The 25,321-nt window shown below is 47.8% G+C and carries 30 protein-coding genes; all 30 read right to left on the bottom strand.

The window, feature by feature from the left end:
- The coding region (locus AC5V8P_RS07505) for a putative phage tail protein (RefSeq protein WP_495473592.1) at positions 1 to 708 on the bottom strand (708 nt) is incomplete at its 3' end.
- Positions 705 to 1,529 (bottom strand): baseplate J/gp47 family protein, encoded by an 825-nt coding sequence (locus AC5V8P_RS07510; RefSeq protein WP_064796725.1) that lies wholly within the window; start codon positions 1,527 to 1,529, stop codon positions 705 to 707. The genes AC5V8P_RS07510 and AC5V8P_RS07505, both read right to left, overlap by 4 nt.
- On the bottom strand, positions 1,526 to 1,969 hold the full coding sequence (locus AC5V8P_RS07515; RefSeq protein WP_081276798.1) for a DUF2634 domain-containing protein: 444 nt from the start codon (positions 1,967 to 1,969) through the stop codon (positions 1,526 to 1,528). The genes AC5V8P_RS07510 and AC5V8P_RS07515 overlap by 4 nt, the downstream gene beginning before the upstream one ends.
- Positions 1,962 to 2,387 (bottom strand): hypothetical protein, encoded by a 426-nt coding sequence (locus AC5V8P_RS07520; protein WP_064796726.1) that lies wholly within the window; start codon positions 2,385 to 2,387, stop codon positions 1,962 to 1,964. The genes AC5V8P_RS07515 and AC5V8P_RS07520 overlap by 8 nt, the downstream gene beginning before the upstream one ends.
- Before the next feature lie 2 nt (positions 2,388 to 2,389).
- Complete coding sequence (locus AC5V8P_RS07525; protein ID WP_064796727.1) at positions 2,390 to 3,367, bottom strand: hypothetical protein; 978 nt, start codon at positions 3,365 to 3,367, stop codon at positions 2,390 to 2,392.
- 6 nt (positions 3,368 to 3,373) lie between these two features.
- A complete protein-coding gene (locus tag AC5V8P_RS07530) occupies positions 3,374 to 4,021 on the bottom strand; it encodes a hypothetical protein (protein WP_064796728.1) in 648 nt (215 codons plus the stop codon).
- Between the two features lie 3 nt (positions 4,022 to 4,024).
- Positions 4,025 to 7,561, bottom strand: coding sequence for a tail tape measure protein (locus tag AC5V8P_RS07535; RefSeq protein ID WP_231116824.1), 3,537 nt, complete (start codon positions 7,559 to 7,561; stop codon positions 4,025 to 4,027).
- Between the two features lie 158 nt (positions 7,562 to 7,719).
- Positions 7,720 to 8,148 carry a hypothetical protein gene (locus tag AC5V8P_RS07540; protein WP_013372006.1) on the bottom strand — a complete coding sequence of 143 codons (429 nt, stop codon included), beginning with the start codon at positions 8,146 to 8,148 and terminating at the stop codon, positions 7,720 to 7,722.
- Between the two features lie 62 nt (positions 8,149 to 8,210).
- Positions 8,211 to 8,657 (bottom strand): phage tail tube protein, encoded by a 447-nt coding sequence (locus AC5V8P_RS07545; RefSeq protein WP_064796729.1) that lies wholly within the window; start codon positions 8,655 to 8,657, stop codon positions 8,211 to 8,213.
- Positions 8,658 to 8,660: 3 nt separating this feature from the next.
- Positions 8,661 to 10,013 carry a phage tail sheath subtilisin-like domain-containing protein gene (locus AC5V8P_RS07550; protein ID WP_064796730.1) on the bottom strand — a complete coding sequence of 451 codons (1,353 nt, stop codon included), beginning with the start codon at positions 10,011 to 10,013 and terminating at the stop codon, positions 8,661 to 8,663.
- Positions 9,994 to 10,242 (bottom strand): hypothetical protein, encoded by a 249-nt coding sequence (locus tag AC5V8P_RS07555; RefSeq protein WP_064796731.1) that lies wholly within the window; start codon positions 10,240 to 10,242, stop codon positions 9,994 to 9,996. The genes AC5V8P_RS07550 and AC5V8P_RS07555 overlap by 20 nt, the downstream gene beginning before the upstream one ends.
- Positions 10,239 to 10,733: a hypothetical protein gene (locus tag AC5V8P_RS07560; RefSeq protein WP_064796732.1), complete on the bottom strand. Its 495-nt coding sequence runs from the start codon at positions 10,731 to 10,733 to the stop codon at positions 10,239 to 10,241. The genes AC5V8P_RS07555 and AC5V8P_RS07560 overlap by 4 nt, the downstream gene beginning before the upstream one ends.
- Positions 10,733 to 11,227, bottom strand: a complete 495-nt coding sequence (locus AC5V8P_RS07565; RefSeq protein ID WP_013372011.1) for an HK97 gp10 family phage protein — start codon at positions 11,225 to 11,227, stop codon at positions 10,733 to 10,735. The genes AC5V8P_RS07560 and AC5V8P_RS07565 overlap by 1 nt, the downstream gene beginning before the upstream one ends.
- A complete protein-coding gene (locus AC5V8P_RS07570) occupies positions 11,214 to 11,540 on the bottom strand; it encodes a hypothetical protein (protein WP_064796733.1) in 327 nt (108 codons plus the stop codon). The genes AC5V8P_RS07565 and AC5V8P_RS07570 overlap by 14 nt, the downstream gene beginning before the upstream one ends.
- Positions 11,537 to 11,956 (bottom strand): head-tail connector protein, encoded by a 420-nt coding sequence (locus tag AC5V8P_RS07575; RefSeq protein ID WP_495473593.1) that lies wholly within the window; start codon positions 11,954 to 11,956, stop codon positions 11,537 to 11,539. Before AC5V8P_RS07575 ends, AC5V8P_RS07570 begins: the two co-directional genes overlap by 4 nt.
- The gene (locus AC5V8P_RS07580; protein ID WP_064796735.1) at positions 11,889 to 12,251 is read right to left on the bottom strand and encodes a Rho termination factor N-terminal domain-containing protein; all 363 of its coding nucleotides are present in this window, start codon (positions 12,249 to 12,251) and stop codon (positions 11,889 to 11,891) included. Before AC5V8P_RS07580 ends, AC5V8P_RS07575 begins: the two co-directional genes overlap by 68 nt.
- Positions 12,251 to 13,186, bottom strand: coding sequence for a phage major capsid protein, P2 family (locus AC5V8P_RS07585; protein ID WP_064796736.1), 936 nt, complete (start codon positions 13,184 to 13,186; stop codon positions 12,251 to 12,253). Before AC5V8P_RS07585 ends, AC5V8P_RS07580 begins: the two co-directional genes overlap by 1 nt.
- 24 nt (positions 13,187 to 13,210) lie before the next feature.
- Positions 13,211 to 14,449, bottom strand: coding sequence for an XkdF-like putative serine protease domain-containing protein (locus AC5V8P_RS07590; protein ID WP_064796737.1), 1,239 nt, complete (start codon positions 14,447 to 14,449; stop codon positions 13,211 to 13,213).
- Positions 14,450 to 14,473: 24 nt separating this feature from the next.
- The gene (locus tag AC5V8P_RS07595; RefSeq protein ID WP_064796738.1) at positions 14,474 to 15,304 is read right to left on the bottom strand and encodes a phage minor head protein; all 831 of its coding nucleotides are present in this window, start codon (positions 15,302 to 15,304) and stop codon (positions 14,474 to 14,476) included.
- Positions 15,297 to 16,793, bottom strand: a complete 1,497-nt coding sequence (locus AC5V8P_RS07600) for a phage portal protein (RefSeq protein WP_064796739.1) — start codon at positions 16,791 to 16,793, stop codon at positions 15,297 to 15,299. The genes AC5V8P_RS07595 and AC5V8P_RS07600 overlap by 8 nt, the downstream gene beginning before the upstream one ends.
- 3 nt (positions 16,794 to 16,796) lie before the next feature.
- Entirely contained in the window at positions 16,797 to 18,482 is a 1,686-nt protein-coding gene (locus AC5V8P_RS07605; RefSeq protein ID WP_064796740.1) for a terminase large subunit, read from the bottom strand.
- Positions 18,476 to 19,360 (bottom strand): phage terminase small subunit, encoded by an 885-nt coding sequence (gene terS, locus AC5V8P_RS07610; RefSeq protein WP_064796741.1) that lies wholly within the window; start codon positions 19,358 to 19,360, stop codon positions 18,476 to 18,478. Before terS ends, AC5V8P_RS07605 begins: the two co-directional genes overlap by 7 nt.
- A 110-nt stretch (positions 19,361 to 19,470) precedes the next feature.
- The gene (locus AC5V8P_RS07615) at positions 19,471 to 19,971 is read right to left on the bottom strand and encodes a hypothetical protein (RefSeq protein ID WP_064796742.1); all 501 of its coding nucleotides are present in this window, start codon (positions 19,969 to 19,971) and stop codon (positions 19,471 to 19,473) included.
- 145 nt (positions 19,972 to 20,116) lie between these two features.
- Positions 20,117 to 20,335, bottom strand: a complete 219-nt coding sequence (locus tag AC5V8P_RS07620; protein ID WP_013372024.1) for a hypothetical protein — start codon at positions 20,333 to 20,335, stop codon at positions 20,117 to 20,119.
- Positions 20,336 to 20,467: 132 nt separating this feature from the next.
- The gene (locus AC5V8P_RS07625; RefSeq protein ID WP_064796743.1) at positions 20,468 to 21,505 is read right to left on the bottom strand and encodes a DNA cytosine methyltransferase; all 1,038 of its coding nucleotides are present in this window, start codon (positions 21,503 to 21,505) and stop codon (positions 20,468 to 20,470) included.
- Positions 21,502 to 22,050, bottom strand: a complete 549-nt coding sequence (locus AC5V8P_RS07630; protein ID WP_064796744.1) for a ParB N-terminal domain-containing protein — start codon at positions 22,048 to 22,050, stop codon at positions 21,502 to 21,504. Before AC5V8P_RS07630 ends, AC5V8P_RS07625 begins: the two co-directional genes overlap by 4 nt.
- Before the next feature lie 134 nt (positions 22,051 to 22,184).
- Positions 22,185 to 22,550, bottom strand: a complete 366-nt coding sequence (locus AC5V8P_RS07635) for a hypothetical protein (protein WP_155762543.1) — start codon at positions 22,548 to 22,550, stop codon at positions 22,185 to 22,187.
- Between the two features lie 336 nt (positions 22,551 to 22,886).
- Positions 22,887 to 23,525: a hypothetical protein gene (locus AC5V8P_RS07640; RefSeq protein ID WP_064796746.1), complete on the bottom strand. Its 639-nt coding sequence runs from the start codon at positions 23,523 to 23,525 to the stop codon at positions 22,887 to 22,889.
- A gap of 661 nt (positions 23,526 to 24,186) precedes the next feature.
- Positions 24,187 to 24,600 (bottom strand): nuclear transport factor 2 family protein, encoded by a 414-nt coding sequence (locus AC5V8P_RS07645; RefSeq protein WP_064796747.1) that lies wholly within the window; start codon positions 24,598 to 24,600, stop codon positions 24,187 to 24,189.
- A gap of 470 nt (positions 24,601 to 25,070) precedes the next feature.
- Positions 25,071 to 25,321 (bottom strand): hypothetical protein (locus tag AC5V8P_RS07650; protein WP_495473594.1); only part of this gene is annotated, 251 nt, incomplete at its 5' end.

The following is a 25,321-nucleotide window of genomic DNA, read 5'->3' on the forward strand; positions in this document are numbered from 1 at the left end:
ATCTAGCGGAACACTTCCGTTCAACAGCCAATAGTTCTGCCGAACCTTTACAACGCTTTCCTGTCGATTCTCTTCCTGATGCCGCGTCCTGAGCTTCACCTGGTTTCGATATCGCTGGTGCTCGTTGGTCCATCCAGACAAGGATGCAGCACCGCTCAGTAACTCAACACCATCCAGATACCAAGGACGACCACCAAAAAAACGAACACGCGAACGGAAATGTATGCGGGAATGGATCTGATGTGCATGATGAAATTCAATGTGAATTGAGGGCAAAGCCTTATTGATGTGGACAGGCCGAATGTACTCAAAGTCTTCCATCAGGCTTTTAATATCCAAATCCGATTCGACTGAGTAAACAAAACGAATTTGCTTAGCGAGAAAATCCTCTTGTACGGCCAACAGATTGCCATACTTGTTGCCGATCAGCCGTAACGTAGGCAGCGTAAATGGCCGCTTGGCCCAACGTTTGCGACGTATCGCGTCACGGCGCTGCTCCAGTGTCCCAATCTGCTCCTGTCGGAAATATATCCATTCCCAAATGGGTAATGACCAGGTAGCGGTCTTCAAAACAAATTGATTTCCAAGATCGTCAATCGACTTTTCTCGGTCATCCACTACCAGCTCCATAACACCAAAATGCCGCTCGGCCATGTCGATCTCATACATGTGCGGCGGCAGCATTTCCCGATAGCGCAGAGGTATCATGTCAGGTTCACCTCAATCTGTAATACGGACGTCACTGAAACCTCAACATCTTTAGTCGTTCCATTAAGCGTGAGATTTTCATAATCCTCCACGCCCTTGACCAACAAAGCAGCACCTACGTAATTAAAGACAAGCTTTGTACGGCCAAGAGCATAATCAGCAATGCGCTTTCTGATTGGTTCGATCAGTTCAGGAAGCGAAAGAGCTGTGTTTAGTTTCGCAGCTACTTGCAGCGTGAACACTGGGGCAGGATACACTTCGAGATCGTGGCCGCCAATCCGCTTGGTTTCCCACATATCCGCCTTAACCTTAGCAGCAAATTCTTCTGTGACTGGTTTACCCTGTAGATCAGTCAGATACAAGTCTATGGATACATCATTACGAGCCTTCTCAACAGCCACAGCACCACCGACACCCTCCAGTTCCTTCGCCCATGCCTCATAATCCTTACGCCGCCCATTACCTTCCTCGGTAAACTTACGATCAAGCATCCGCATGCGGTATGTGTCGTCGTCCTCCCCTTCCTTACGTGGTATTCCATCAGACCAGCCGTGACCGTCCAAAAACTCGCTATCCGCCCAAATGGGAAAGCCTTGGAGGAACGCATATGTTAACAGCTCCTGTTGTTCGGAATATTCCATAGCTATCGGGTACCACAGATCATAGAAATATTCTCCCGGATCAGTAGGAGGCGGGGGCAAGCCTTTTTCCTGTGCCAATGTAATCGCACGGTTAACCCATCGGCGGTAGACTTCCTCGGGGGTTTCCTCCAAAATTGCCATCGGTGGCAGTGCCGGCAGATCCGTTAATTTCACATTCACAGTTCAATCGCCTCCTTCAGCTCCGCTTCCCCGGCTAAGCCAGTTAATTTAATTTTCAAGTACATGTTCTGGCCGTCCCGTTCCATAGATAGCACTTCTGCTTGAGAGATTTCCGTATGAGCTGCCAAAGCTTCCTCAATGTCGCGTTTAATTTCAACGTCCTCCCAATTGGCCCATTCAGATCGTTCGACGCCAATATCAGCGTCGTACACCACATATTGAAATCGCTCTGTATTAAGGATTTTGAGCGCTGTCTGCACTAAATATTCAGCATAGGTGGCTGTCTTCTTGGGACGTCCATCATCTGTGGTGGCCATCTGCCGCGTGCGATAGTCGATCACATACGTCCATTTAGTTTCAGATGCTACGGTTTCGGTCAGTTCTACTTCATCTAGCTCGGAAAGATCCAAAACGGGAAATAGGCTTTCCTCATCAGCCATGTCCACCCACATCCTTCCCGTGGACGTAGTAGCGCTGGCCGCTCAGACGAGAGACAATAAGACGATCACCAATCTGCAAAGGGCTAGGAATAACCAGTTTGCCACGTATCGATGTCCGTGGAGTCTGCTTGTAAGGTTCACCTGTTTCATACACCACACCGTTAGCCAATACGCCTGTAACGCTGCCTTTGGCTTCATCACCCTCCAGATATTCAGCAGCTATGAAATCCGCTTTAACTTCCCGATTCAACAAATATTCAGCAAACACCAGTTTATCCGCTGGAAAAGGTGCCGGGTCACCATCCACTTGTATTGACGGACTACCGGGCCAACTTAGAAGCGTAGCCCTTTCGGTGTCCCGTGCGTCGATTTTGTCTTTGGTTTGATCTTTTAGAAGCTTGAGCGCTTCATTCAGCACGGCTATTCCCTCCTTTCCAATTCCAGCGTTACGGTATATGTTCCATTCTTGTAGCTGCTATCAGCCGTGACGACAATCCATTTTGAAGTATGATCGGTCTTAGTCAGGACAAGCCAACCGGAACGCAAGCCGGATAACGTATGGTCCGTGTGCCGAACTGTAATTTTCTTGATCTGTTTGGCAGCGGACAAAACCTTTAACCGCTGCGCCGCGATGGTCTCCGGCTTTTCATCCTCACCAACCTCGATAATCTCTTCCATTCGCCCCATAGACTTAACTGCACCTGCCGCTGTTTTAGTAACAGCAGAAGCGATCTTATCATCCTTCCATTTTTGCGCGGTTATGACTGTATAAGTTTCCTCGATGCTGTATCCTGCCGTGCTGGAGGTCATCTGTTCGGGTACAAAAATAGGGACCTTGGTATTGGTCCCTTCGCGCATCACCTGCAGATAAAAGCTCTTTTCCGTCCTAACAAGGTCTATATAATAACGGTAGCCGCTACGCTCATATGCCTTTTGCAATACGTCTAGCACAATTTCCGAATGAGCCATCGTTCCATAACGCTCGTCCAAATTAAAGCCGAGTGCAGGGCAACGAAAGTCAATGCCCGTGCTCTTGATGTATCGTTGCAGCTCCGCTCCAGCCTCGCCTTTAAGGTATGGTCTCGTACCCTTGTTCTTGCTCAAATACCAACCGATCTCCCGCGCCTCAATTTCCCAAGCGTTTGTAAATTCGTCCTGCTCGTATTTGATAATAGGTCCGTGAAAAAATTGGTTTTTGTGATGATAAAGAGCACCACCGACCTTTTGCGAAAAGCACATCAGCATACCAGCTACCTTTATATTGCTCGCATTGCGAAGTCGTACCGTAGCGCTGCGGGCAATCTCATCACGGCCAGAAGACCAGGACACTTCCTCGATGCCATCCGTCAGCATCTGCCGGGCGTTCTCCTTGCCATATACAGCCGCAAAGCCGTCCATAATACATCACTTCCCTTTAGCCTTGGAAACCTTGTCTGATATTCGCTTTTTGGAACTGGTATAGTCAAAAGCGCCCCTAGCGTTCGGGTCCTCCTTGGCTTTTTTGCTTTTATCCTTGGCCTTCTTTTTTTTATCATCTTTTTTCTTATCGTTCTTTTTGTCCTTCTTACCCGTTGTGTTCGGGCGGCTTTTGGACGATTTGGTAATAACCGTACCTGGCTTGAGAACCTGCTTGGAATTAGAGTAGGAAACGATCTTAACGGGCTTGTACTCTACAAAAGAGTACGTTACATGTAGATTAGCCTGACCATCCTTATAAGTCTGATCCATGCTTTCAAATAGCATCGTTTGGCTAAACAGGTTCTCAAAATTGATCACAACCGGCTTACCTTTCCATTGCTCCAGCAGCTTCCACGTTACTTCTGGTGTTTTATAGGTGACCGTCTGTTTTCTATCCGTCTCCCAAATTTCTTCCCAATAGCGCGGAAGAATGGCAGAAAAAGAAACCCGTTTCACCTTGGAAATGGGTTTCCCTGTGCGCTCCTGTCCGGTAATGACGGTGAAGGTTTCAACTTCGTTGCCTCCGGTTATTTGAATCTCTGCCGGGGTGATCGGGAAGGTAAGACGGATCTTGCCTTGCGATAGTGCCAGCATTGCTTATCCTCCATTCTCCAATACTTTAATCAGCTCCTCACCAACCACCTTGCGAATCAGAGCTCGACCTTGCGGACTACTAAACATTTTTGCAAACTCTACAAAGTTGGTTATTCCTTTCGCGAGTTCACCAAAATCAATATTAATATTCTCAATGCTGACTGACTTCGGGGCAGTCGAAGTTGATGGATTAAGCATTTGTGCCATTGGCATCATACTGGACGCACCTATCAGGCTTGGCCGTCCGACTTGGCCGCCGTTTGCATAAGGACGTACACCCATGATTATTCCAGCTCGTTCCCAAAGCTCGCGGCCCCGACTACGGCGGCTGGCTGACAGCGGAATGATCATTTCCGGACCAGCTTCGCCGACCAAACCGACGTGTGGACGGTTGATATAACCTCCGCGGGCGTAAGGACGTGGCTTAGGTGTTGGTGTAGTACCACCGCCTCCACCACCTCCAGAATTGGCATCTTTCGCATCCTTTAATTTTTTCAAGGTTACAGCAACACTGCTGACAACGGAAGATAACGTGGGGAACTGGCCGCGCATACCAGCAATAAAATGGGACATTAGATCACTTCCCCAGCTATTGCCTTGGTTAGATACGTTTTTAAGTGAGAACAGATACTGCCTCGTCTTATCAACAGCCGATTTCGCCGCAGCGCTGACACTATTAAAACTCTGTTTATTTTTTGCTGCCCCTTTGGCCACCTCATCCGCGCTGCTCTTAGAAGCGGTTCCTACATCTTTAATACTTTTCTGAGCTTTGCTGCTGTCACCCATTTTCCAGACAACACCCCACGCATTTTTAAGTGCATTAAGGCGCTGCTTAACTTCTGGTTGCTCAGCAACGGTTTTTAGTCCCTCTTTAAGACCTTTATCGACTATGCTTTTGCGCACATCGTCGCCAATCTGCTGAAGACGCTTCTGCTTCTGCTCAGTCAGATTGTTGATCGTAATTTTTGCTTCAGGAGGGGGGCCGGGCTTCTCTTCCTTCTTGTCGCCCGTGAACCAGTTCTTCACGCCAGTCCAGGTATCCTTAGCAGAATTAAAGATTCCAACTGCACCATCCACGACTTTCCGGGTCAGTCCGCTTTCATCGGCAAATTTCCCGATCTTCTCCCCTACGATATTCCCGATGTATGCACCGGCCATTGTGCCGAGTGGTCCAAGAACAGACCCAAAAGCCCCGCCAATAGCACCTCCGGCTACACGGCCAACCATAGCACCGCCTTGCGTAGATACAGCCTCACGTAAGCCCTTATCCTTTGATGCTTCGTAGAGGTCATATGCACCGGCTGCTACGCTTGCTACCGTACCCACAATACCGCCAACTTTAGCAGCTTTACCTGCTCCTTTCAGGAAGCCACGCAAGCGGCCACCGCCAGAAGGCGGACTCGGTGGTGGCGGTGGATTTGGTGGAGCAGGTCGACGAACACGCCATGGATTGTCACGCGATCCGCGAGGACTTGGGTTAAGATCAGGGGGTGGAGTGGGACGAGGACCATTAATGCGTATACGACGTCTACCGCCTCCTCCCGCTCCCCTACGCCCTCCATGACGGTTTCTTCTACGGCGGCGATCTCTGTCACGGTCGCCACTATCGCCACCGCCATCATCTGCCCCGCCGTCTCCACCACCCGACACAGAGCCATTTATATAGACTTTCGTAGCATTAACAGTCATGGAAGCAACAGAGCGTAAACCACCAATACGATCATCGACAGGGTTACGGTTTCCACTCAATTGGCGTCTAATACCGCGACCACCCATCCGCTCCCGTATTCGGGCAGCTCGTTGGGCAGGAGTTTCTTCAGGCGGTGGAGCTGGAGGTTCAGGAGGTTTGCGACGAATCCAATTCCAACCGGCTTTGACTCCTCTGCCTGTGGCATTTGCCCCCGCTTTTCCCTTCTCTCCTACCCACTTTGCAGCAGTGGTCAGCTCATCATTAAACTGCTTGACACTTTTAGCAAAGGACCAGGCTTTTTTAGCAACCAACACGGCGGCCAGTCCCAATAAGGCAGCATTTATCACTCTGAAATTATCTTTGTAAATGCTAATAGCTCCCTTGATCGTACTGGTTATTCCCCCACCGAGGGCCTGTATGTTGTCCTTGTTTTCGACTAGCAAGGCGTTAAATTCCTTCATAGCTGGAAGGGCTGCTTGAGCAATATTGGTCCCAATCTCTTGCATTTGCAGGCTCATTTCAGCACGAGTCTGCTTCATTTCCGTCATTGGGTCCGCTGCCTGCTGCTTACGAAGCAAAATATCAGTGGTGCCCTTCATGTTTGGTGCTTTTTGAAACGCCGTGCCGAACGTCTTCAGAATGGAATCAGCGTTGTCTTCACCAGCGCCAGAACCCAAAGTTACAAGAGATTGTTTTAATTGGCTCCGCGTTTGACTAGCCAGATCGCCAACCAATGCCGCTATGGCTCCTTGAGCACGCTGTTTGTCACCTGAATTGATATCGTCTGTAAAAGCCGTTGCCTGACGTTGGGCTTCATCCTTCCCTGCCCCACGACTGATAAAGTAATTCGCCATGTCGCCAGTATTCAACGCCTTTACCCCAAACGTCTCCTTGAAAAAGTCGGCAGGCTTGTCGAAGTTAAATGCGCCATTCTGGACAGTTTTCGTTAAAAAATTTGCCATTTGCGCTGAATCGGTGCCGCTGCTTGCAAAGTATGGACTGTACTCCCAAAACGTATCGAACAGATCCTGCTGCTTGTCACCTACTTCCTTGTAGGCATACATCATGCTATCAGCGACTTGACTATAGGATTCTTTAAAACTGTTCGACGCTTGAGACAAAGCACGTTGTACTTCCTCAGCTCCGGCATCCGGGCGAATGTATTGGATTTTAGCAGACGCACTTACAAAGTCGCTCATCTTGGATTTGTCCTGTACTAAAGGTGCTGCATCGGCAAGTTGTCGGGTTCCTTCAATACGATCTGGGATAATGGCCTTTTTAACTAAATCATCTACCGTGCTAAGGCTTTGCTGACGATAGTTTTCTGGCATGTATGCTGCACTTCGCGCCGCCTCACGGCTGTAGTCGGACACGCCCCCAAACATAGAGTCACTTATACCGCTACCGAGCACAATCCCACCTGCCAACGCTGCCAGCGCTGAAATTTTGTCGGATACCTGGTCAACGACTGGACTAATCGAATCCTCGGCCCGTAGCTTAACATGGGCGTCCCGGATACTTCGTATTTCCGAATCCGCTCGATCAGCAGAACGCCTAAGATCATCAGCTCCAGCACGTGCACGACGAAAGATATCGTCCAAGTGGATCTGATTCATACGCCGTACTTCATCAGACGCGCCATTGATCCGTCTGCCTAGATCATCCGCAGATTCCCTCGCCCGGCGGCTACCGGATACAAAATCATCAAACATGTTGCCCGAAGCCCGGCGAAAATTCATCAGATCATCGTGGGCGCCCTGAAGCATACGACGCATATTTCGGACAGCGCCGGTTATCATATCCCGTGCCTCAAATGGCACCGTAACTGACGTAGTTGCTATTGTTCCCACCCCCTTCCTGTTTCGACATGGTTATTTCCTATTCAGACGCGCCATTTCTTCTTCAGCGATCATCGACGCTGCCAGGCAAAAATAATACTGGCGCTGTTCGTCTACTTCATACGGCAAGACCTCAGAAGGCAGCTTTTTCTGGTTCACCCAAAAGTGAGCTATCCAGCTTGCTTCTCCGTCTCGCCGGATGAGTTTTTTGCATCATTGAGAAGAGAATCCTGAGTCTCTTTGAAATTTCGAACAGCCTTACTGAGTACAGCATAATCGTCCGTGTTGTCTAAAATACGTGGTGGCAATTCAAATTTGCTGGTAGCTCCGTACGCCAACATCAAATCTTTGTTATTCCAATCAAACTCATGCTCTGTCGCCTTGACAATCATCACGTCGATTTCGTTAAAATAAGGCGACTTATAATTACCATCCTCATCAAGAGCAAGATCATATGACCGACGTACGTCTAATGTTTTCAGACGTTTTACAGACCAGTCCTCGCCATCGGCTTGTACCGTAATGATGTCGTCCTTTTGTCCTTCTTTGGCTTTAGCTAAGTATTTTTGCAAGCGATCTTGGCTTTGTTGGCTGCTCATTGTTATTTCCTCCATATTGGTTGTATTTTAAAAAACAAAAAGAGAGCGAATAAATCGCCCTCTTACTCCCACATATAATCCGGGAACTTTTCGACAAAATCGAAGTCCGTCGCCGTGCCCTCTAAAGTAATATCGATGCCGTTGTTATCATCAATTTTAGCAATCAAGATGTCCATTTCTCCGTGGATGTGGACACCAGTAATCAACACTTTCTCTGTGTTGCCAGTGATCCGGTCTTCAAGACCGCCTGTGATGCGTGCCAAAAACATGGTCCTGCCCGCTTTAAAATCCTCCAGTAGTCGGTAACGCAGCCGTGATTCTAATTTGGACATGACGATTTTGACCGGGATTTCATAACCTGTCAGTTGCTTTGTTTTCGTCATACGGCGTGCTCTGACGATATCCAGCGTTTCCGTGGTGAGCTTGACTTCAACCTCTTTGACAGTATGAATGTCCTCGCCATTGTCGTCTTGAAGCGAGAGATTTCTCCCAATGAGTTCGCGTTCCATCTATTATTCCACCTCCCAGTCAATATAGAAAATCTCGATAGCATCCAACGGTTTAGCGGCAAGTACGAAATACGCATAATCATTTTCGCTTGTCTTGTTAGGGTTTTCTCCAAAACTGAATTTGTCTGCAATGGCCTTCTGTTGAGCACGGATTTTGAGATATTCCAACACAGCAGCAATAAACATGCTGCGCCCTTCCTTGTCATTATCCAACTTGGCCTTCCAACGCTTGCCCGCTTCGTAGATATCGTTCATTACTTGGTCAATCGTAGCGGATACGCGAATCTTCCCAAAGTCCTCACGCTCATTTGGTCCGATCGTGGTCAGAGTGTTAATAGCAGATTCGATAATGTATTTGTAACCATCTCGTGTAGCCATCAGCGTTCCCTCTGCCAGTCCTTTTAGTGCCTCAGTGTGGCTCCAGTCCACTTTTGCCAATGTCATAGGCACTTCAACACCCGTAAATGACTTATTGGCAGGTGTACCCGCAACCAGCCCAGCCACCCATGCAGCCCATTCGACGGATGTGTAGGTCTTACCGTTAGTGTGATCGCCAGCAAGAGAGCAGTTAATTACATAACGGGCATTCATGGCGCGACTACGTGCGTTATGCGCCTCAATGTCGCCGTCCGTAGCTGCCGGGCCAGCGATAACCAACGTCGCCAGCTTATGACCCTTATCCCGACGATCTAGCAGCCATTGTTTTGCGGCAGCTTGTACAGCCGGATCAACAGCAGAGAGGTAAATAGTATCGAACGTCAGGCCGTACACCCGGTTAAAGACACGATTCCAGTCGGTGGCTGCCAATGCGGCCGTGCCAGTTGTACCGCCATCCAGCTTGGTATAAGCCGTATCTGTAAGAGCAGTCGCGCCGGTATCTTTAAACCGAACCATAGCGGACTTTTTAAGGGCTTCCACAGCAGCGGCTTTGTCAGCTACAAGATACGTTTCGGTATCATATACGCCCTTGGTGTCGCGGACTACGATCTCCTTCTTGGTGTCATCGATAAGAGACGGACGCACCATGTATTCGAAATCATTGCCTCGTGTCCCTGGATAACGTGCTTCAATGGTATAGCTGTCAGCAACGGTCACTGATGCAGCCTTCTCTTCCCCGTTTGTAACCCGGTAGCCGATAACAGTCGCGCCGCTTTCGGCAGCAAGCTCCAGTACATCCACAAGCTTGCCGGACTCCTTCAGGCGCTCCGAATCATCGGCCATATCAACAGCCTGATTCGGAGCGCCCCATTCTTCTTGGTATGGTATCAGTACACGGCCAGTTGTGGGAACAACACGGGATCGCGCCTTTACCAACAGCGCAATATAAGCGCTAGGTCTAACCCTCTGAATTGTCATTTGGCGTTTCCTCCTTTGCTTTTTTCACTTGTGGTTTAACAGGCACAGCAGGATTTTCCTTGACCGGATGCAAATACGCATCCAGTCTTTGCTCCACTTCTGCCCGCGAAAGCAAGGCGTCAGTAGCGCAATCAAAAAGAGCGCCCGCAATCTCGTAAGGCTCTGCCTTCAAGACCGCTGCGCTCTCAATCCATTCCTGCTTATTCCGTTTGTTTAAATCCTCAGTCATGCGTCAAATTCCTCCCCGTTGTGACTGATATAAAAATTGTTAATCCTCTGAATTGGGCTGCCATCGTCATTGACTAATGACTTCGGTACACTGAGCAAATACGAGTACCTGAAGGTAACCTCTACTTGATCGGCCTTTTTTCGGGTTCGTGGCGGCTCAATGACCAGCACAACCCCAAAACGCTTGGATGCTACGTTAAACCGTTGCTGCCGCAAGTAGAGGAACAACGGGTCAAGATCAAGCGGTATAGGCTCCCCCTCGTCCTGCTCGTCCGCTCGTTCCTTGTCATAGTGGAACACCAGCCCCACATCTTCAATGATCCGATCAGCTCGCGGCGTGTGAACCTTGTCTGAAACAAGATCCGTCTCGATAAACACGGCAGGCAGTTTAAAATCACCAGCCAGCCATTTAGACCGATCTCGCAAGATTGAAAGCTCAGGATACACCCGTCGCACGATTTCGGCCCAGGCTTTTAAACCAACATCCATCATCAGCGCAGCATCCTTTCGAGTTCGACTTCTAGGCGGCGCATGATGAGTTGGTTCATTCCGCCTTCCAAATGCTCGACAGCAATATCAAAGTAGTGGCGACCTATGAAGCTGCGCGGCTTTGCCATGAACCCAGTTTTGGCAGACGGATCGTAAACAAATGAGCCGCCACCATTCCAGTAACCCGGCACAAAATGTTTCTTCTCAATGGTGTAACCATCATTGACCAATTGTGCATAAGGCAGGTTGGAACCAAGCTCCAGCGTGATCGCATTGCGGTCTACATCCCATTCCCACACGTTATTATTGTCGCCACGGGAAAAGGACTGCCACATGGCCCCGGTGTCGATCAAGCCCTGGCGGTCAATTTCATCAATGATTAGATTGAGCAGTGTTTCCCCGGCTGCCTCCGCGATGTTACGCAAAATACGTTCCATCCCTTCATCAGCTATACGACGGAACCGCCGGGCCAGTCCATCGAAATCATGAACGGTCATTTCCCTTCACCTCACATGTTACAAGCAGCTCGCGCCAGTAACGACGCGGAATGGAGTCAATAACCAGGAATCTACGGCCTAGCAACACCACTTCATCACTGAGCTTAATGTCGGCTGTCTTCGGGACTCCTACAGTCTTTTTGACAATGTACATTACTGGTTTAGCATCCGCTTTGGCTTCCGTCGTAGTTGTCACGACAAAGCATTTTACGTCAGTTATCTTACCGGATTTCCGATCATCGAACAGGTCGTCATCATCTCGTTTTTGACCAACACGATACACGACCAATGGCGTTTTAAAACGGTGGTTCATAGCACGTATGCGGTGATGTTACCATCATCCGGTCCAGTCTGCTTTTTCACCCACAGAAACAGGATAGCGTCCACATCAGCATTACCCGTTGTTTTGCCTTCCACAGCCTGACGGGTGTACGTCCAAGCACCATCGCTCTCGGACGCATAATTACGCGCCACGGATGCAAGATATTCCTCGCTGTCCTGCAATGCCAATCCCTCCGCCAGCTTGGTCCAAGCCAGCATAATCTGCTTATCAGGTTCAGCCGGGAAGGGAACGGGCAAGTATAACTCAATACGTACTTGCGCGTCATCAATGTATTGTTGTAGCAGCTCAGCCGGTGCCTCTTGGATCGGGGTTACCCGGCTACGCTGTTGGAGGATTGTTGGCGTCAGCACTTTTACCGTCAGCCCCTTCCGGTTTCGACGGATCATCTGCAGGTGGCGTATTATCGGAAGGCTTACCACCGCCACGTAAAGCAGCAATTAGATCAGACTTGTTCATGCTGCCGAATCCTTCAATGTTGGCAGCCTTAGCCTTGTCTTTAAGTTGGACGAGGGTCAGGTCTTCCAGCGGAATAACCTTTTCTTCCTTGATATCAAAATCCGAGCGTTCACGTAGCTTTTTAACGACCTCACCTTGTTCAACCTGCACCGGGACTTTGGCCGGGAACCGGATGCCGTAAAGCATTAAAGAAGTGTTCTCTCCTCGGTACGTGATATATGCCATCAGAACGTCACTCCTTCTACGAAAGACACTGCTGCCGGCTCTTCGAAAATGGAATCAAAGTCGGAATGAATAGCATAGAAACGCTTATCCGCATAAATAGCCTCTTTGCCTTCCGTGGTCTTGCGGATTTGCATGTCATAGGTGTTCACCAGGGCAAAGTTTTGGTGATATGTGAAGAGCACTTTACCTTCAGGTATGTGTGGCACTTCCACAACGTCGTAGGAGTTAATTGTCTTCTGAGCACCCATAATTTGAATTTGAATTGAAGCGCTGGTATCCTTTTCAGCCAGCTTTTGCAGCCGTTCGCTGAAGGTGTTGGGGTGCATGAAGTATTTAAATACCCCACCAGTGCGCAGACGAGTCGGGATGGACCGTTCCAATTCAAAAAAGATACCGAGCTTTTTCTCAGCTGGGAGCGTCGTCCAGTCGACATAATTCCCTGTGGTCTTGGCCAGCTTTAGCCATCCGTCATTGATTTTTAAGAAATCATAATCCGGGTCGGTATTAGCGGTGGCTGTATCCCCATTGAAGCCCAAATCCTGCATGTTATCGCCATAGTTTTTGGTCATAGCTGCCAGGATGATTTCCTCAGCATTTTGACCGCGTACGCGCCCAGTCTGACGGATAAATTCCTCCGTAATTTCGAATGGAAGAACTACTGGAGCCACGGCGTAAGGCACCTGTGGAAATGTAGGTGCGGCTGTATTCGAAGCCATGACATTCTCCACTTTGCTCCGAAGGTTGCGACCAGTTACACCAATTTTATCAATTGTGCCTTTGGCGCTTTTACGATTGATTGTGCGAATACCTTTCAAAAACTCCGTAGATTCGTACGCCATCGCCATAAATGCTTCTACTTGCTCGTAAGTAAGAGCAGTCTGGTCCATCGGTGTAACGATGGCAGATTTTTGAATGATTTGTCCATTTGTTCTCATATTTGCTTGTCTCCCTTCATGGTATTAAAGCAGGCCGCCGAAGCTTACGCCGCCAGTAGATTTTTGAATTTCGTCTACGATACCGCCTTGAGCGGAACCACCACGGCTGTTCTTTACAACTTGTACGTCAGTAGCCAGCGCTTGGACCTGCTCAGTCAGCGGTGCTAGTGCCTTTGTAATCGCGTCAGTCAGCGCGTTTGCTTGCGGTTCAGCAGGTGGTTCTGTTCCTGCTGGCTGCCCAGACTCTTCCCCTTCTTGTTTCTTTAATTCAGTAACTTGCGTCGACAGGGCTTCTACCTGTTTGGCGATTGGTGCTACGGCAGCTTGTACAGCCTTTGCAATATCTTCTGTGTTCAAATCGTCGTCCTCCTTAGGCTCAGCTTCTTCAGCAGGAGCAGTTTTTGTTTTTAATTCGGTCAATGAAGCAATAGCATCATCAATGTGTTTCAGATTGTCGGCAGAAATCTTCTTTCCAGCCTTGGCGATCTGTTCAGGTGGGCTTCCGATTGCCTTTACAATATCCTCTTGAACGAGCACTTCCTGAGCGATGTCCACAAAGTCCTGAAGGGCTTCACGGATTATTTCAGGGTCGCTCTCCATGCCGCTCTCCCAACTATCCCAACGAAAAAGAACCGCGTTCAAGGCATCCTGAGCAGCCCAAAACTCGCGGTTCTTACGGTTCTTATTGTATTTGTCAGCGACTGCGCCTTTCTCAATCAATCCCATTGCACCGAGCGCTTTAACGATTTTACTCAAGAGCCCTTTCGATACCTCCCCGTCTTCCACGATCTCTTCCCGCTTACCGACACCCCACATCGAGAAGCCGGTAATCTCGCCTTTCTGAATATCATCCCAAGTGTCGTCATCCGTTACCTTTACCCCGGCCACCCAGGAGCCTTTAATAATAGTTTGTTCACCGATCTCCATGTCACAAGGAGCAATATAGGATTCGACTACATAGCCTTTGTCTGTGTCTAAATCATGTTGCTTGTCGATGTTGTAAGTATGCTGTTTCTCCATGAAGAGATGCGCGGCCTTTTCAATTTCCTCCGCATCCATCTGATCCCCATGAGCGTCAGTCACGTCTGGCTGGTATACCACGCCGATTACAACCCTTTTGGCATCGTCAACCTTGGCAATCTGTACTTGCTTCTGGATGGCATTTTTCCCGGTAGATTTAATGATTGCAAACGGTACACCATTGGCGCCCTTATCAACCAGCGAAATATGAGTAATCTTTGCATCCTTCAATTTAAAGGTCATATTCTCTTTCACCTCCCCTCATAATTAATCGAGTACCAACTGCATCGTGCAGCGGCAGTTTACGATTTCCTTTGCCTCACCGGACGGATCGCCGGGATACATCAGTTTGCTGTCACCAACTTTAAACGGTTCGTCCAACGGAACCACCTGACCATTGGCCTTGCGATGGCTCTTGCGGGTACGTGTGCCAGCAGCAGACCGCCATTTCTTTCCCTTGGCAATCTCCGACTGCTTCCAGCCCTCCAACTTGCCACCGTTGGCGGCTGCTGTGCTCATGGTACGTGATACCCGCTGCGCACGCCGCATACTAAATGGGCCATCTTCCCCGCTGGCCGCTTGAGCACTAACCTCCTGCACTAGTAAAGCCCGCTCGGAAGGTGTAGCCCCTTCCTCAATGGCTTTGCCGAAGCTACGCAGCAACACATCCGTAGAAGCTTTGTTCATGTCTGGAACCAGCTTTTTAAGCTTCTTGGTAAAACGGCCAGCAGCCTTGTTGCTAGTGCTCCATACCTTTTCCTTGTCCAACGCGGACAGCTCTGTTTCCCCGGCCAAATGAAACAGCGGTTCAAAAGCCTCCTGTATGGCTTGCTCGAACAGCTCGGCAAACACATCTGTAGTGTGCAAAGCGATAAGCACCTTACCTAGCTCCCCGATATCACCCAGGGCATCCTCGCTTAGTTCCGAAATGGCATCATGAAGGGCTTGCCCCTGTAGCTCCAGAATCTCATTTATGCGATCCTCGCCCTGCTTGTACAGTTCTTCCAGCACCTTGCGTTCAACATAAGACAGTTCTAAGCTGTCTAAAAATTCATCGTCGTCTGCCTTGGCGATCAGCGCCCAACAGGACTCACACATGAACGCCTGCCTCCTTGTCAGCCTGTTTTAACAAACGTTTGGCAATTGTAGCAATACGATTTTGTATGTCGTCTGTGTCCGTGTCTGGCTCTGGCTCAAGCAATGCGGGCTGACTGGCTGCAAGCTGCGCAATCGGCGTATCCAGATATTCCTCGCTAAACTTGGTCTCATCAATCGTTGTGCCAAGTACATCCTCGGCAATCGGAATCAGATCCCGCACCAGCATAATGCCCCGGTCAGCGATAAAATCCAGCATAGCTTTGCGATCCGCAGGGTCAATGATCTTCGGCCCTCTCAACACGGCACGCACTCGGAAAATGTCCATAGCCGGGAACAGGCGTTTATTAAATATCTCTGCCATAATCCACTTGCGGTATGGCTCAAAAACCTGTTCTTCTGCAAAGCGTAACGCGGCATCGGCTGTGGCGCGGTTATAGTCTGAACTTTGACCGACCAAGATTGGAGGCAGCCGGAAGGCCGACAAGATATCAGCCTTCTTTTCCTTGCCATACTCCAGAAAGAGCGCGTCTTGTTGCAGCAGGTCATTGAGTTTTTCCAATTTAATCTGCACTTTTTCAACCTTTTCGTCCATCGGGCCGCCTGTTTCTTCCCCTTTTGCCTCCAAATAAAGAATGCCACCCTGTGAGTTGGAACCTTTCACATTTTTAAGGAGTTCCATTGATTGCTTGGTAAGACGACCATTGGTGACGGTCAAAATCATGGACAACATGCGTCCGTTGCTAAAGTAATTCACATTCAATTCCTCAGCTTCCCGGCTGCCAACCACACCAGGCGCATTGCCAAACCAGCGCGGCTCCCCATAGGGCCCGTCATGACCGATGCGCAGCGGGATGATCTGATTTTCATCATTACCTTCATCTGCCTCCGTCCCAAACAGCCGGAACCACACAACAGATGTATTGCGCTTCATAGCATAACGTCGGGCGTAAATCTCCTGTGAAAACTCCTCTACTTGCTTTGTGGAGCTGATACGCCGCTTGCGTTTGATAGTCGCCTTGTTACTTTCCTTCGTACAGCGGACATATTTCGGGTTCATCCGGAAGATAGTCGGGAACTCCGAACCTACAGGCCAAGCTACCTCGACATGAGCCATCCCCGTACTTTCCAAATCGTCAATCAACTGGCTGATGATTTCGTCCGGGGTATCCTCCAGATTGCAGGTCTCCAGAAACTTCTCAGCCTTATCCCACTCGGCCTTGGCTGTCTGATCACTCTCGCCCGGCAAATATTCCAGAGCAATTCCATAACCAGCGATATTGCGTTTGTATGCCTCTATGCATTGTGGTATGATGTTGGAGTTTTTGACCAACAGCTTGCAGGAAGCAGGGTCATTGCCGAGTGCGAAGGGTAACAGACCGTGAAGATCGTATAGATCGTCGAATAAATCCGGCAATTGAGCGCTGGACGGTATATGCCGTTCGTCGTCCGCCTTGCTGATCTGAAACCACTGTGCATTTCCTTCACTCATTGTTTAAATCCACCCCACTTCCTCGTTGTAATCATCACGGGACTCTGCCCGCTGCTGCTGTTTCTTCTTAAACCATTCAAACCATTTATCAGCCACCTGACGGACCTGCAACGCAATGGAATACGCCAAGATTCTGTCATCATGGCACCCACTATCTGCCTCAGCCCTGCCGTTCTTATCGATCAGCGTCATACACTCGCTGTAAAGTTCGGGACAGTAGATATCATAGAGCTGGTCCCGGATCGCTTCCTTGAAGTCGCTGATCATCACTGGGCGCGTTGCTTGGTTGGTATTCCAGCCCAAATTCTTCTTATGCATGAATAACAGCGGATAGTGGCAAGTATTGAACAACGTATTCAGGACGGATTCCCCAGTGTTGTTATTCTCCACGGCCAACAGTGCCGTGTTGTAATACAAACCAAGCGTGTTTAGCTTTTTACCGTAAAGGTCCGTATCCCATTTGCCGTGCAGAGCCGCGCACATTTCGCCTGTGCGCTCTTCCAAAACGTAAGCTGCATCATAGTCACCGTCTTCTTTCCCCTTGGCTGTATCGGCAGCCAGAACGTACCGTTTACCTTGTTCTGGCTGCCGATAAATAACCAGTTCACCAGCATTCGTTGGGATGATCTTGTTTTTTACAAAATCAATCTCGTAGTGACCGCCAATGATACTGATTCCATCCCGTAACTGCTTGATGAATTTGTTATCAAAGATGCCCTCACCGGACAGTAAGAAAGCATCGTCGGGCTCAGAAGGATATTCCTGGTCAAACTGCCGCGGATCGCCGCCGCAGTCGTTCCGAATGGTATACCGCCGCCACTGCAATTGTTCGTCGTCCAAACCATATTTTGCTTTCAGCTCCCGTTCTTCTTCGGTTAACTCAAAGCCTGGCGGTACCGGCTTCCGATAGTCAGGCATTTCGAACCACGCAAAAAAGAGCGGAGTAAAATCACTCTCACCCTTAACGGCTGCATCCCACATTTTTTTGAACTCTTCCATGCCATTGGCGGTAGATTCGATCACACCCAAACTACCTGGCTCTTTTGACAGAGCTGCCAGTAAGGACAATAGATGCTTCTTTTTCTTCTTGGCTGGCCAGAATGCCACCTCTGAAGCATGTAGGTAATGGATCGTGTCCGAACGGGCAAGCACCCGGCTTTCCGCAGTCTGTACAGTGATCTTCGATTTGAGCCCCGGATTTCTACGGCGGTCCGCTGTCCGAATCGTTGGATTCTCAAAGGTGAGTTTCTTAGCATTGTTCTTTCGGCTCATTGGCTTGATGATTGCGGGTACCTTCTCATAATAAAACTGAAACATATCATAAAGGTTGCTGGAGGCATCAGAAGACTGCGCGACGATAAAGGCGTTCTTAGCCTCTTGCAGGGACGTGAAATAATAGATAAGTGCTTCCGTGACAGTGGAAAAACCCATCTGCCGGGCTTTAAGGATGATAATCCGGACAGGCTTGCCAGCTTCGATCTGCCTAAATACTTCACGGACGAATGTCCGCTGAGCATCATTAAGCGTCAGCGGCATAATGCGGCCGCTCTTCGTCTTGATCTTGAGCATACGCCAGCAGAATTGTTCAAAGTCGGCTAGGATTCCTTTTAGCTCATCCAGTTTTTCAGGCCGATCCCTTAGCCGCCGCTTGGCTCTTTTTCGATGCTCCTTAGCAAGAGTAATTACCATTCGTCGTCATCTTCCTCATCGTCTTCGTCGTCTTCATCCCCTTCCGCGCCGCCATAGCCTAACAACTTACGTTTCTCCAGCTCCAGCCGTTCGCGAGCAATCTCCAGCTTTTCTTCCTCCTGCTGCAAGCTGGCAATAAGGTTAATGACCCGAAGCTTTTTATCACGGGTTTTAACGAGCGCTTCCTCTTGCTTGAGAATCTTGTCCAGCTTGGAAGTAGTGACAGTCGTGATCTCCGTGACCTTCATACCTTCCGTTACAACGGGAAGATCAATTTGCTTCCCTGTCTTCGGGCTAGTATAAGGAACCTTGTCCTTGCGCTGGTGTAGCTCCTGTTTGATCTTCTTTTCCTCGTCGGTCAGGCCAGCTTCAAGCTGCTTGACCCGGCGCATGTGTCGCCGTTCTTGGATAGACAGCATAATAAGCTGCTCATTAAGCTGCGCCAAAGGGGAAGTATCGATCTGATCAAACAGCTCTTGCTCGTCTTCCTCCAAGGCATCCAGAAAGATAGTTTCATACATCCCTGTCTTGAGGGCTTTCTTGTTGCGATAGGGACCACCCGGCCCGCCACTATTCCCTTTAGCGTTTTGGTTTCCTGGGGGAGCACCGCCGCGATTGCCAACAGCGTTCTTGTTCCCTTTGGGCGCTCCCCTTGGATTAGGAGCGTTCCCTTTCGTTCCATTTGGAACGTTCCCATTGGAGGAAGCAAAAACGTTCCCTTTCAATTCATCCTGCCAGCAGTCAATAGACTTCCATTTGCGGACCCTGCCTTCAGGAATAGAAAGAGCGGCGGCGATGTCTTTTAACTTCATCGCTCCACCGCTCTCCAGCCACATCTGTTTTGCTTTTTCCCGCTCAGGACTTCGCTCTCTTGCCATGCTACACAATCACCACCTCCACGAATGTAAATTGACCTTGGGTAAAACAAAGAAAGCCCCGAACCGGAAAAGGTTGGAGCTTTCTCTTTTTGTTTGATAACTTGAGTTAATTAAAGTTCATCTGGGCTATTTGCTGAAACAGCCCATGCTGAGGCGTCTACATAAGCTCCGCTAGCATGCCACTGTATTTCATAGTCTCCTGCGCGCATTCCGTTTGAAAAGCTATCTGTGCTATACCAATTAAATGTATCACCGCCACCCACATACTTGGTAAATAAATAATCTCCACTATTGACATGCTTTAAGGTAAAAGTAAGTGTCGTTTTGCTATTGTTTTTTACACGAAGCTTAACATGACCATATCCAGGAGATACGGAGAAATCTGTTACTGGCGACTTGCCGTCAAGGTTCACATTAAAAAGATCTTTTCTCTTAAAAAGACCCACGTCATGATTACCAGGTGTTTTCACTTCATCGTGGTTCCCGTAAGTCGATGTATTTGCGGAAGTACTTACAGCATCGGAATCCGCAAAAATTGCATTGGGTACGGCAACAGCCCCGCCAATAATACCTAAAGCTAAGGCTGATGCAATTAAATGTTTCTTCTTCAAAGCTTATTCCTCCTATATTTGTATATTTAACTACCCCCTCAGTCTACTAAAAGATTCCATGTTTTTAATCTTTCTTACATTAAGATCATATTAATGTTTAATAAATCCATATTTATGAATCAGATAGCAAGATTATTATGTGCTTTTACAATTCATCCTTTTGAAGCTTTATATCCAACTCAATCAGACGATCCAAGTCCTGGACCGTCTGCATTTTTATATTCCCAGCTTGCAGGTCTTTGACCCACTGAGCTATGCCAGCTTTAACAATCTTCCGGTACTGCGCCTTGGATTCGAGGATTCCCTCGACGATCTCTATCTCACGCTGTAGTAATGCATCTTGTTGTTCGTTGTCTGTTCCCATTGTCGTATCCCTCGGCTTCCGTTATTATGGAATGCGAGACAGCGGATGTTCGCAAAATGCCACGCGTGGCGGGCCGCTATCTCAGCCGGGGGATACCCTGGATTGATGGAGGGACGTTACCGCGTCCCTCTTTTAATTTGCCTCAAACCATTGAGAATTGATCTGCTCTGCGATCCGCTGCATCATCAGCGGTGGAACACTCATACCACAAACGTACTGCGGATCAGCATCCATAAAATCGTAATCGCTTGGGAAGGTCTGCATACGGATGATGTCAGTAACTGATATGTGCTGCGGTACATCATCCCTCAAGAAAACGGACGAACTGGCAAGGGTATTCGCAACCTTTTGGTCCTTGAGCAGAATTGTGTTAAAGTTGCTCACTTTACCTTCTTCACGCTCCGTAACATCCCCCATGTTCAAATCTGGCGGACGCTTCTTGTGCCAGCGCTGAAATGTTAGACTGTCCTGGTTGATCAGCCTGCCATCACCACTGCGAAAGTCCCTGTACAGCACAGGCGGCTCGTTAAACTCCAAGCGTAGCGGCGGAAACGGCATGTCCTCCCTTGCCGAAATGAAGATTGTACGTTCCCGCTTCTGAGGAACCCCCATCGTGGCAGAGTTGAGAAGGAATAGCTGCGTTCTGTAGCCAATCTCACGAAGGCGTGATAGAACCAAACTAACGAAGCCGCGAGCTTTGCCGATCAGCATTCCCTTTACGTTCTCAGCAACAATCACGCGCGGTTGGAGCTTATACGCTACCTCCAGAAACTCAAAAAACAGGTCGTCCAATTGCTGTACGGCCTGCCCCTCGCGAAAAGCATATTCTCCACCCCATTTATCCTCACGGGCGCCAGCAGTTGAAAACACACTACAAGGTGGCGATCCGTCCAGTATGTCCAGGTCAAATAATTCTGCCGGCAGCTCGCCATCCGGTATGTTTTTAAAGTCCTGAATAGGCATCAGGAACGGATGCAGCGGGTTATGATTACGCTGATAGATTCGCATCATCTGTGGGTCAATCTCTACGTTGCCCAGCACCTTATAGCCAGCTCGCTTATACCCCATTGTGGAGCCACCGCCACAGGAGAAACAAGAAAACACCGTCCGTCCATGCTGCGGTACCGTAGACAGATCAGACAGCTTCCAATCCCATGCTGGGCGGCTCATGACTCACCGGCTCCTTTCTCTGTGCGGTCGAACACAAAGCCGCATCGCGGACACTTGCACTCGAAATTTTCCTCGTCGAAATCACTCACGTCCAGCTCCTTATTGGTGAAGTCCCCAAGCTGATCTGCTGCAGGTTCAGCAAAGTCTTTCATTAACTGTTCGACCTCGTCCTTATCGAAGCCAGAAAGGACCAGATCAGCCCCACTCTGCTCCAGATCGTCAAGCAATCGATAAAGGGCTTCATCATCCCAGTTCCCACTGACCTTATTAAGCGCCAGATTGAGAAGCTTTTCCTGCTGATCGTCCAAGTCTACAACACTTACAGTCAGCTCCGTATGACCCAGCTCGTTAACCATGATCTTATAGCGTTGATGGCCACCCACCATGTTCCCGGTGCGTTCGTTCCAGACGATAGGCTCGACATAACCAAAGGATTCAATGCTGGCTTTCAGCTTCTCGTATTCTGGATCACCAGGCTGAAGGTCAACCCGTGGGTTGTATGCTGCTGCGTTGATTTTCTCTATTGGGATGATACTGATGTCCATCGTGATGCACCTCATTTCTTATATTGAAGCAGGATCAGCCTGCGGCGCTTGCTTTTCCCAATCCGCTGGAAGCCTGCCGACAAAAAAACAAAAGCCCGGATTGCTGCTCCGGACTTTCAATTGAAACTAAATATTCATACTTCAGGAACTTTTATCTGGCTCCAAAATTTTGAAGGTACAGGTATTTGAACTGTTTGATACCAACATCTTTGTTTACAACTTTCCGGAGTCCCGCCGCTTAATACGCAGTACTTATAGCACATTGGATAAGTACCATTTACAGCATTCTGATACGATTGCAAACTAAAAAAATCAGTCCATTCAGGAAATCCTCCGGGTAACGCTCGCCTTGGAACAAGTACCCAAACATACTCTGAATAATTAGGAATATAAGAGCCTGGGGCGGAGGACCTTGTCTTGGGAAACGCTGTTGGTTGCATTGGTAATTGCTGTCCTGGTGCAATATGACGATTTATTTGACTTTGAGCTTCAGGATACATTTTTAACACCCTCCAAAAATAGGATATTCAACAATGTATCTTATTCGTTTGGTTTGATTTGGGCAATTGTCCCTGTAAATTTTTACGTGATACCCCAAAATACAAGTGTATTTATTGCGTCATATTAAGCATCGGCTTCTGCATAGGCTGGGTCTCCTTTGAGTTGAGTTGGTTTTCACTATTCGGGTGGCAGGCTAACAGGCTGTCAGGCTGCGTGTATGCCCTCTCTCTGCTCTCTTCTGCACTCCTTCCATTCTTCCATGTAACAAAAATAACGCTCAGAAATAGCTCGCATATTGTCATATGAGAGCAAAAGAAAAAGCACCGCAATGGGTGCTAATCTTTTCTTTTTCTAAAAGATTGCATGTTTTTTTTAATCTTTACAAGCATCGCTTGTTTATCTGCTTTGCTAAGGAATGGATTATTCTTAACTTCTTTTATACGAGCTTTTAAATTTTTGAGTTTTAACCTACGTCTCTTTCTTGAACTAAAGTGGAAATCATTATACAGTGTTTCATAAGTCTTTTTAATCTTTTTTTGAAAATCTCTAAAAGCATAATATTTACCTAGCCCATCTACATCAAAGTCCCCAGGGAGCTCATCCCTTACCTTTGACCACTGAATCAAATCATCATATCTTAAAAGGTGTATTTTTTCATAAACAATCTCCGAAGTTTCTTTGATTGCTTTGTCCCAGATATCATAATCCTTAATATACGGCTTGTCATGTGTACGTTCTTCGCCTGATTCTTCGACCCAGTAGATCTCCTCATTATATGAAATCTTTAATAACCCATTATATTTCATACTCATAGTAAATAATTTGTTATATAGTTCCAAAAGCATTTTTTCCTTTAAATCTCTCTTTGAATTACTTTGCTTCTGAACCCAATCTTTTATGACGACAGCAAAAGTAGTAAGAATAGCAGTTGCTAATGGTCCTATTATTAATTTTAAGTAATCAACTTCTTGCACGAGTCTACCCCCTAAATGTTTTGCCAATCAGGGATATTTTACCTCCTTTATACAGTGTGGTCGAGAACAAAACTGTTTAACTCGATCCCAGTTTCCCCAAACACAACCTTTGCATTTTTTCGGCTGTTTTGGTGGGCCTTTCATATATAGCAAAATTCCTTTCTTCTGCTTCTTCTTCAAACCATTCAAACCTTTCAAGGCAATAAAAAAAGCCACCCAAATGAGTGACTTGTATTTGCCTATGTATTTACAGCACCAAATGAACTAAGGAGCTTATTTAAAACCCGAAAAAAGAAACAGCGATAGGTTCTATTCCCGCAAGTGGGATGCAAAACGCTACGCTGTTGCATAAAAGCATTTGTACTTAGTAACTAGAGAGGAAGAACAAGACCATTTTACAAATTGCTAAAAATAGCCGTCAAAGAACAAAAACCGGACAATACCGGAAAATGGGTAATTAAACCATTATAAGCTGGCTTTTGCTCACTTTCTCGATATTACTCGCTATTAAGTAAAAATAAAGTCTTAGACTGCCGTTGTATTCAACTAACGTTCTGCGTTAGCGTAACGCATTACTTGACCAAATTCGATATGTTGCCGGCCAATAACCTACGTTTTCGTATGATTACTTAGCATAGTGATGTGTAGCTGCACTAACATATCAACAGTCTCTTAAATCAAAAGCTTCTTCTAGTGCGGCAGTATCTTCGAAGATTTGAAAAAACCTTATCTTCTCCTGTTCTACTTCGCAAACAATTGCCCAATCACTCTCGAACACTTTCCCGGTTACATTGACCTTGATGCGGAAATTCCCCCATGCACACGCTGCTTCCTGATTACCGATGAGTTTGTGAAGGACAAAACTCTCTATTTGTTCTGCTTCTTCTAATAAGTTTAAATAATTTCTTACACCTTCTTTTCCATGAAATGTGCCGTATAAAGGAATTCTATTAGAAGGCTCTTTTTTAAGAATAATAAATTTTGCTTCATCATGAACCAATTCGATCACTTTATCAATCTGTTTGCTTCCTAATGCTTGAAAATAATTTGTTAGCACCTGTTGAGCGCTTTGCATTTCTACTAATCTCCCTTCGAATAGGCGGAATAAGCTTTGCACAATCCAATAATAACATATTTTATCTACCATCCTGTCCGTTGGCTTAACGCCGCCGCTGCCAGTCTAGAACTATATTTTCACGGTCTAACACTTTATTCCCATCAAACACTCGTCCCAAACGATTCTTTCGCCCAGAGGATCATCATCACCAGACTTCATGATTTCCCAGCACACACCACAAAATGAAGCGCCTAATGTGGCGTAAAATTCTGGATTTGGGTCATTGCAAAGCATACATTTTCCTGTTTTCGGACTCTTTTTCACAGTAACACTCCCATCGATGAAAAATAAAAGACACGCTGCGGAATTGAACCGCGCAAGGGTTCTGACCAGGCTGTTTGTGTTTCCGCTGGTTAACTGGTGCCTTGCCGCCTGCGCGTGCCATAAAGCCCCGGAATAACCCGGGGATGATCCTGGATGCTGCTGGATTACAGAAGCTCTGCTGCGAGTTGCTTGAGCACCAACGGTGTTGGGATGAATTGGCCGTCACCTTTATTGCCCTTGACGTAAGCCTTGTCCTCATAGGCATAATACACAAGGCCCTGACCCTCAATGACTGGATAGCCGCTCTCGTCGTCAGTCAGACTTGTTTGTACGTGCTTGCCGTGCTGCGAAGCGTGCTCCTCATCGTGTAAGCGCAAGATTCCGTCCTCACTCAAAAATGCGAAACGTGGTTTTG

This window comes from Paenibacillus sp. N119s, from assembly GCF_059447605.1.